The organism is Kineococcus haloalkalitolerans (assembly GCF_050871905.1).
GTDB lineage: Bacteria > Actinomycetota > Actinomycetes > Actinomycetales > Kineococcaceae > Kineococcus.
The window spans coordinates 1-2,735 of record NZ_JBJLSH010000099.1 but is presented as its reverse complement, the minus strand read 5'-3'; the positions used below and the strand labels follow the sequence as shown (position 1 = coordinate 2,735).

The following is a 2,735-nucleotide window of genomic DNA, read 5'->3' as shown; positions in this document are numbered from 1 at the left end:
CCCCCCCCCCCCCCCCCCCCCCCCCCCCCCCCCCCCCCCCCCCCCCCCCCCCCCCCCCCCCCCCCCCCCCCCCCCCCCCCCCCCCCCCCCCCCCCCCCCCCCCCCCCGGGGGTCGGGGGGGACCGGTCGGACGGGGGTCAGGGGCGCACGGCCTGGGCGGGGACCCCGTCGTCCTCCGCGTCCCCGGCGACCTCGCGCGCGCCGTCGGCCGCGACCAGCTCGGCGTAGCGCCCGCCCCGGGCCAGCAGCTCGTCGTGGGTGCCGCGCTCGACGACCCGGCCGCGGTCCAGGACGACGACCTGGTCGGCGCTGCGGACGGTCGAGAGCCGGTGGGCGATGGTGATCGTCGTGCGCCCGGCGGACAGCTCGGCCAGCGCGGCGGACAGCGCCCGCTCGGTGCGGGTGTCCAGGGCGCTGGTGGCCTCGTCGAGCAGCAGGACGGGCGGGTCGCGCAGGATCGTGCGCGCCAGCGCGATGCGCTGCTTCTCCCCGCCGGAGAAGCGGTACCCGCGCTCGCCGACGACGGTGTCGTAGCCCTGCGGCAGCGCGGCGACGAGGTCGTGCACCTGCGCGGCGCGCGCGGCGCGCTCCAGCTCGGCGTCGGTGGCGTCGGGCTTGGCGAAGCGCAGGTTCTCCGCGACGCTCGCGTGCAGGAGGAACGTCTCCTGCGTGACGACGCCGACGGTGTCCGACAGCGAGCGCGCGGTCAGGTCGCGCACGTCGACGCCGTCGAGGAGGACCTGCCCGTCGTCCGCGTCGTAGAGGCGGGCCAGCAGGTACCCGAGGGTCGTCTTGCCGGAGCCGGTGGCGCCGACGACGGCCAGGGAGGTGCCGGCGGGCACGTCGACGTCGACGTCGGTGACGGTGGGCGCCTCCGCGCCGGGGTAGCCGAAGGAGACGCCGCGGAACTCCACGCGGCCGCGCGGTCGCGGCAGTGTGCGGGCGCCGGGCCGCTCGACGACCTCCGGCGGGGTGTCCAGGTACTCGAAGACGCGGGTGAACAGGGCCATCGAGGCGTGCAGGCGCACGACGATGCGCAGCAGCGCGCCGAGCGGGCGGAACAGCTGCGCCTGCAGGGTGACGAGCGCGACGAGGGTGCCGATGGTCAGCGCCGAGCCGGTGCCGCGCAGCCACCCGCCGAGCAGGTAGGTCAGGGCGGGGACGGCGGCCATGGTCAGCGTGATGAGCGACCACTGCCAGCGCCCGGCCATCTCCGAGCGCACCTCCAGGCCGGCGACCTCGTCGGACTGGCGGGTGAAGCGCTCGACGACCTCGGGGGTGCGGCCGGTGGTGCGGGTCAGGTGGATGCCGGAGACGGACAGCGTCTCCTCGACGGTGGCGGACATCTCGGCCATCTGCCGCTGCCGCTCGGCGGTGATCCGCCGCCGCACCCGCCCGACGCGGCGGTTCAGCCACACCGAGGAGGGCAGGACGGCGAAGGAGACCAGCGCCAGGCGCCAGTCGAGGGCGAGCATGGCCACGGACGTGACGACGACGGTGGCGAGGTTGGAGACGAGGTCGGCGCCGGTGCTGGTGACGACGGTCTGCATGGCGCCGACGTCGTTGGCGATGCGGGACTGCACCTCGCCGGTGCGGGTGCGGGCGAAGAAGCCCAGCGACATGCGCTGCAGGTGGCTGTAGAGGGCCACGCGCAGGCGGTGCATGACGGCCTGGCCGACGCGGGTGGTCAGCAGGCCCTGCACGACGTCGAGGGCGGTGGTGGCGGCCGCGATGCCGAGCAGCCCGGCGACGAGCCAGCCGAGCAGGCGCAGGTCCCCGGTGGGCAGGGCGACGTCGACGATCTCGCGCAGCAGGAAGGGGGCGGCGACGCCGGCGAGCGCGGACAGCGCGATGAGGGCGCCGACGGCCGACAGGGTGCGCACGTGGGGGCGGAACAGGCGCAGGACGCGCCGGGCGTCCTCGCGGCTGGTGGCGGTGGAGGGGACCTGCCGGGTGTGCCGGTCGGGGCGGAAGGGGTCCTTGGCGGGGTCTCCGCGCACGGGCGGACCTCCTGGTGTCGGGGTCAGTGATGCTGAGGGTACCTCATGGTGAGGCAACCTCAGCATCAGTTACGGTGTTCCCGTGCCCGACCCGGTCGAGATCGCCGACGCCCTGCGCGGCCTGCAGCACCGCCTGCGCCACCGCGCGCACGCCGAGACCGGCGACCTCGGCGTCACCCCCGCCCAGGCGCGGCTGCTGCGCGTCCTCGGCCGCTGCGAGACCGCCCCGCGCATGGGTGAGCTCGCCGAGCGCCTGCGCGTGGCGCCGCGCTCGGTGACCGACCTCGTCGACCCCCTGGAGGAGCGCGGCCTGCTGCGCCGCGAGCAGGACCCCGCCAACCGGCGGGTGGCGCTCGTGCGGCTGACCGACGAGGGCCGCCGCGTCCACGCCGAGCTGCACGAGCGCGCTCTGGCCTCGGCCGCGACGGCCTTCGAGGTCCTCGACGCGGCCGAGCGCGCCCAGCTGCTGGCCCTGCTGCGCCGCGTCACCACCTCCCTGGACGCCGCCGGCGACCCGACCCCCTGACCGCTCCTCCCCGCCCCGGCCCCGCCCCCCCTCGCACCTCGCCGCGATCAGGGGTGGTCACCCCTCCACCCATCCATGATCACCGCGAGCCTCCCCGCCGTGATCTTGCTGGGAAAACCTGCAAGATCAAGGGGGGGGGGGGGGGGGTGCGGTCCGGGGGGTGAGCGCGGGGGAGCGGGCGAACCCAGGGAGCGGGCCCACCCGCGCCG

General features: G+C 76.9%; 2 protein-coding genes. One reads left to right on the top strand and one right to left on the bottom strand.

All coding sequences use genetic code 11. From position 1 onward, the window contains the following. Positions 1 to 137: 137 nt before the first annotated feature. Complete coding sequence (locus ACRYMY_RS19620) at positions 138 to 2,066, bottom strand: ABC transporter ATP-binding protein (protein WP_432548893.1); 1,929 nt, start codon at positions 2,064 to 2,066, stop codon at positions 138 to 140. A 16-nt stretch (positions 2,067 to 2,082) separates the two neighbouring features. Between ACRYMY_RS19620 and ACRYMY_RS19615 the strand changes: the two genes are divergently transcribed. Then, the gene (locus ACRYMY_RS19615; RefSeq protein ID WP_432548892.1) at positions 2,083 to 2,526 is read left to right on the top strand and encodes a MarR family winged helix-turn-helix transcriptional regulator; all 444 of its coding nucleotides are present in this window, start codon (positions 2,083 to 2,085) and stop codon (positions 2,524 to 2,526) included. The last annotated feature ends 209 nt before the right edge of the window (positions 2,527 to 2,735 follow it).